At 66.9% G+C, this 5796-nt stretch carries 1 protein-coding gene; it reads right to left on the reverse strand.

Annotation, left to right across the window (positions count from 1 at the left end; all coding sequences use genetic code 11):
• Window positions 1–5793: amino acid adenylation domain-containing protein (locus tag AQI95_RS43460; protein WP_159056754.1), on the reverse strand; the 5793-nt coding region annotated here is incomplete at its 3' end.
• Window positions 5794–5796: the final 3 nt, after the last annotated feature.

Consider the following 5796-nt stretch of genomic DNA (forward strand, 5'->3'; position numbering starts at 1 on the left):
CTCGTGCGCATCGATCACGTCGATTTGACTGATCGTCCGTGCCGGATCAGCGACAACAGATTCCAGGACACGTGCGAGGCGGGTGAACAGACGCTCTATGGTCTCCCGGTCAAATAGATCTGCGGCGTACGTGACATACGCGGGTACAGGCCCAGGAAGACCTTGATCGGTGTACTTCATGAGGAAGTTCAGCGACATGTCGAATTTCGCGGTCTGCTGTTCCCTCACGATCTCCTGGACCGTCAGGCCGGGCAGATCCAGGACATTGCCGGCGCCGGTCTGGAGATTGAGCAAGACCTGGAACAGGGGGTGACGGGCCAGTGAGCGCTGGGGGTTGACCGCCTCGACCACACGCTCGAACGGCACGTCCTGGTGGGAGTACGCGGCCAGGTCAGTCTCCCGGACCTGCTCCAGCACTTCCAGAAACGTCGGATTCCCCGATGTGTCCGTCCGCAGGACCAGGGTGTTGACGAAGAAGCCGACGAGGTCGTCCAGTGCTTCGTCGGCGCGTCCAGCGACCGGGGTGCCGATCGGGATGTCCGTCCCCGCACCCATCTTCGTCAGCGCCACCGCCAGTGCCGCCTGTGCCACCATGAACGTGGTGGCGCCCGTCGAACGTGCCAGATCGACCATCCCGCGGTGCACTTCTGCGTCCAGCTCGAAGAAGACCGAGTCGCCGCGATGGCTGGCCACCTTCGGCCGGGGGCGGTCGAAGGGCAGCTCGAGCTGGTCCGGGATTCCTTCCAACGCCTGTGTCCAGAAGGCCAGTTGTCCACTCACCAGGGAGCTGGGGTCTTCTTCCGCACCGAGGAGTTCACGCTGCCACAACGTGTAGTCCGCGTACTGGACCGGCAAGGCCGACCACGACGGCTCGAGTCCCTGGAGTCGGGCCCTGAATGCGAACTCCAGATCGCGCCCCAGCGGCCCCATCGAGGCACCATCGCTTGCGATGTGGTGCATGAGCAGCAGCAAGACCTGCTCATCGGGATCGGCGGTGAACAACGTCGCCCGCAGCGGAAACTCGGCCGACAAGTCAAACACGTACTGACCGGCCTCCCGCAGCACCGCGTCCAACTCGTCCGCACCACAGCCGATCCGATGCACCTTCACGCCGGCGGCATCCTTGTCCAGGACCACCTGGACCGGGCTCCCGTCCACCTCCTGGAACACCGTCCGCAGGCTCTCGTGCCGTGCCACCACATCGCCCAAAGCCTGCTCGAGCACATCGGCGTCCAGCTCCCCGACGACCCGGAACGCCACCGGAACGTTGTAGGTGGTACTCGTCCCTTCGAGCTTGTCGAGGAACCACAGGCGGTTCTGTGCCGATGACAGCGGGATCCGCTCCGGGCGTGCCCTCGCGGTCAACGCAGGCCTGGCCACCCCTGCTTCCGCGACCCGGTCGGCGAGAGTGGCGACCGTGGGCGCCTCGAACACGTTCCGCACCACCAGCTCGGCCCCCAGGACCGAACGTATTCGGCCGGCCAGACGGGTGGCGAGCAGGGAGTGGCCGCCGAGTACGAAGAAGTCGTCGTCGACACCGACCGCGGGCACACCCAGAACCTCGGCGAACAGCCCGCACAGGATCTCCTCCTGCGCGGTCCGCGGACCCCGTCCGCCCGCCACCGTGACCTCGTACACCGGCGCAGGCAGAGCCCGTCGATCCAACTTGCCATTCGTGGTCAACGGCAAACGGTCCAGCACCACGAACGCCGACGGAACCATGAACTCCGGCAACAACCCACCCACATGAGCACGCAAGGCGTCCGCGTCCACCCCCTCGCTCCCTGCCTCAGCGACCACATAGGCCACCAGACGCTTGTCACCCGGCCGCTCTTCCCGCACCACGACCGCGACCTCCGCCAGGCCCGGGAAACGACCCAGCGCCGACTCGATCCCACCCAGCTCGACCCGCAGCCCGCGGATCTTCACCTGGTCGTCGACCCGGCCCACGAACTCCAGCTGGCCGTCCGCCCGCCACCGCACCACGTCACCACTGCGGTACACCCGTGCCTGAGGGTCGTCCGAGAACGGGTGCTTGATGAACCGCTCCTCGGTGAGCTCCGGGCGATTCCAATAGCCCCGGGCCAGTCCAGGGCCGCCGACCCACAGTTCGCCAGGAACGCCCGGGGGCACCAGAACACCGTTTTCGTCCATGACGAACACCTCCGTGTTCGCCACCGGCCGGCCGATGGGGATCTGCCCGTTCCGGGGGGTGTTCCGGTCCACCCTGTAGGACGTGGTGAAGACCGTCGCCTCGCTGGGCCCGTACCCATGGATGAGCCGCTCGGGTGCCCATGGCCCGTCCACCAGCGCGTCCACCACCGGCCGGTCGATCGCTTCGCCGCCGTAGAAGACGGACGTGACTCCGGCGAGGAGGTCGGGGCAGTCCTGCAGGTGCTGGCGCAGGAGGGGGGCCGTCAGCCACATCATGGTCACCTTGGAGTGCCGTAGAGCGGCCTTGAGAGTGGCAGCGTCGAGGAGGACCTCCTTGTCCATGACGGCCATGGCGGCTCCGGACGTCAGCGCGGGCCAGCATTCGAAGGTGAAGGCGTCCCAGGAGAAGTTGGAGGGCTGGGCCACGACGTCGCCGGGCCCGAGGCCGGCGAACAGGTCGCTGTCGACTATCCGGCAGAGCGAGCGGTGTTCGATCATGACGCCCTTGGCGGTTCCGGTGGAGCCGGAGGTGAAGATCACGTGGGCCAGGCTCTCGGGGCCGACCGGCACACCGGGGTCCGTGTCCGGCCGGGTGGCGATCTCGTGCCAGACCTGGTCTATCAGCAGTCGCTCGGCGGATGTGTCCCCCAGTCGATCCTGGAGGCGGGCATGGGTGATGACCAGCGGAGCATTGACGTCCGCCACCATGAACTCCAGTTGATGTACCGGGTATTCATGGTTGAGCGGCACATAGACGGCGCCTGCCTTCAGTACGCCCAGGACGGCGACGACCGCGTCGAAGCCCCGTTCGACACAGATCGGAACCAATTGCTCCGGGCACACCCCCCGGGCGATCAGATGGTGGGCGAGCTGGTTCGCCCGTGCGTTGAGCTGGCTGTAGGTCAGCTCTTGCGCGCCGCAGCGCACCGCCGGCGCGTCCGGCGTTCGGGCCGCCTGTTCCTGGAACATCTGGTGCAGGGTGGTGTTGTCGGCGTAGGGCACCGCCGTGTCGTTGCACTCGATGACGAGCTGTCGGTGCTCCTCCGGGGAGAGGAGGTCGATGCGGCTCAGAGAGACGTCCGGGTCTACCGCGACCGCGGCGAGCAGTCTCTTGAAACAAGCTGCGATCCGTTGTGCGGTATCCGCAGTGAACAGATCGAGGGCATACCCCAACCGTCCGCTGATCCCGCCGGGGACGCCATCCCCCGGGTGCTGCTCGAAGAGTTCGAGGGTGAGATCGAACTTGGCGACCTCGGTGTCAGCCAGACTCACGTCCGCACTCAGGTCTGGAAGGTCCAGCCGGACGGAGGTGTTGTTCTGCATTGCCAGCAGTACCTGGAAGAGGGGGTGCTGGGCGGTTGAGCGCACCGGGTTGAGTTCGTTCACCAGGAGCTCGAAGGGGACGTCCTGGTGAGCGAAAGCCTCCAGGGACACCTCTCGTACCCGAGCCAGCAATTGCTGGAAGGAGGGATCCCCGGTGGTGTCGGTCCGGATCACCAAGGTGTTCACGAAGAATCCGACCAGGTCGGCCATCGCCTCATCAGTCCGGTTGGCAATGGGGGTACCCACCGGAATGTCGTTCCCCGCGCCCAGCCTGGACAGCAGCGCGGCGAAGGCAGCCTGCACCACCATGAACAGACTGGCCTGATGGGTACGGCCCAGACTGATCAGGCGTTGGTGCAGCTCCGCGTCCAGCTCGAAGAAGACGGTGTCGCCGCGATGGCTGGCCACCCTCGGCCGGGGGCGGTCGAAGGGCAGCTCGAGCTGGTCCGGGACTCCTTCCAACGCCTGTTTCCAGAAGGCCAGTTGTTCACTCACCAGGGAGCTGGGGTCTTCTTCCGCGCCGAGGAGCTCGCGCTGCCACAACGTGTAGTCCGCGTACTGCACCGGCAACGCCGACCACGACGGCTCCGCCCCGGCGCACCGTGCCGCATAGGCGAGGCTGATGTCGCGGGTCATCGGAGCCAGCGACCATCCGTCGGAAGCGATGTGATGCGTCAGCAGGAACAGGACATGTTCGGTCTCCGACAGGGCGAACAGACGGAACCGGACCGGCGGGTCGACCGCCAGATTGAAACGCTCCCCAGCAAGAGCCGAGATCTCCGTGGGCACGGCGGTCTCGTCGGTCTCCACCACCTCGAAGTCTTGCATCGCCCGAGTCGTCGGCAGGATCTGCTGGAACGGCACGCCCTGAGCGTCCTCGGGAAAGACGGTGCGCAGGCTCTCATGCCGGTCCACCACGTCCTCGAGTGCGGCCCGCAGCGCGGCCCGGTCCAGTTGCCCCGAAAGACGGACGGCGAGGGGAAGGTTGTAGGTGGCAGTCGTCTCTTCGAGCTTGTCGAGGAACCACAGCCGGCTCTGTGCCGGTGACAGCGGGATCCGCTCCGGGCGCGCCTTTACGGTCAACGCGGGCCTGGCCACCCCTGCTTCCGCGACCCGGTCGGCGAGAGTGGCGACCGTGGGCGCCTGGAACACGTTCCGCACCACCAGCTCGGCCCCCAGGACCGAACGTATTCGGCTGACCAGACGGGTGGCGAGGAGGGAGTGGCCGCCGAGTACGAAGAAATCGTCGTCGATTCCGACCGCGGGCACGCCCAGGACCTCGGCGAACAGCCCGCACAGGATCTCCTCCCGCGGGGTCCGCGGACCGCGTCCGACTCCGGTCGCCGGCAGGTCGGGGGCGGGCAGGGCTCGCCGGTCCAGTTTGCCGTTGGTGGTCAGCGGGAGCCGGTCGAGTACCACGAACGCCGAGGGCACCATGTATTCCGGCAGCCGACCCGCCACCTGTGCGCGCAGGGTCTCGACATCCACCCCGTCGCCGTGGCCCGGGTCGGCGACCACGTAGCCGACAAGGCGTTTGTCGCCCGGCTGGTCCTCACGAGCTATGACCGAGACCTGCGACACCCCCGGGACACGGCCCAATACCGCCTCGATCTCGCCCAGTTCGATCCGGAACCCGCGGATCTTCACCTGGTCGTCGGCCCGGCCCAAGAACTCCAGCACGCCCTCGCCGGACCAGCGGGCCAGGTCACCGGTGCGGTACATGCGGCTGCCGGCCGGGCCGAAGGGATCGGCCACGAACCGCTCCGCCGTCAGATCCGCACGCCCGAAATAGCCCCGAGCCAATCCCGCACCCGCCAGATACAGTTCCCCGGCCACTCCTGAAGGGACCAGCGACAGGGTCTCGTCGAGAACATAGGCACGCATACCGTCCAGCGGACGCCCTATCGGCAGCGGCGCCGGCAATTCGCTACCGCGCGTCCACGGATGCTGCGTTGCATACAACGTGGTCTCGGTGGGACCGTACGCGCTGCGCACGACGATGTCCGGGCAGTGCTCCAGCACCCGCTGCACCGCGGTGGGAGAGACCACGTCCCCACCCGTGATCACCTCACGCGCACCCGCGAAGCAGCCCGGATCCTCCTCCGCCATCACCTGGAACAAACCTGCGGAGACGTCCAGGGCGGTGATCTTCTCCTCAGCGATCAGACGGGCCAGCGCCGCCACACTCAGATCGCCTTCGGGCGTGATGACCGTGCGCCCACCGTGCAGCAGCGGCACCCACAAGCCATAGATCGAGGGATCGAACGCATACGGAATGACCATCAGGACCCGCTCATGCGCGCCCGGCTCGAACATGCT

Origin of the sequence: Streptomyces yokosukanensis (assembly GCF_001514035.1) — a bacterium.
GTDB classification, from domain to species: Bacteria; Actinomycetota; Actinomycetes; order Streptomycetales; family Streptomycetaceae; genus Streptomyces; species Streptomyces yokosukanensis.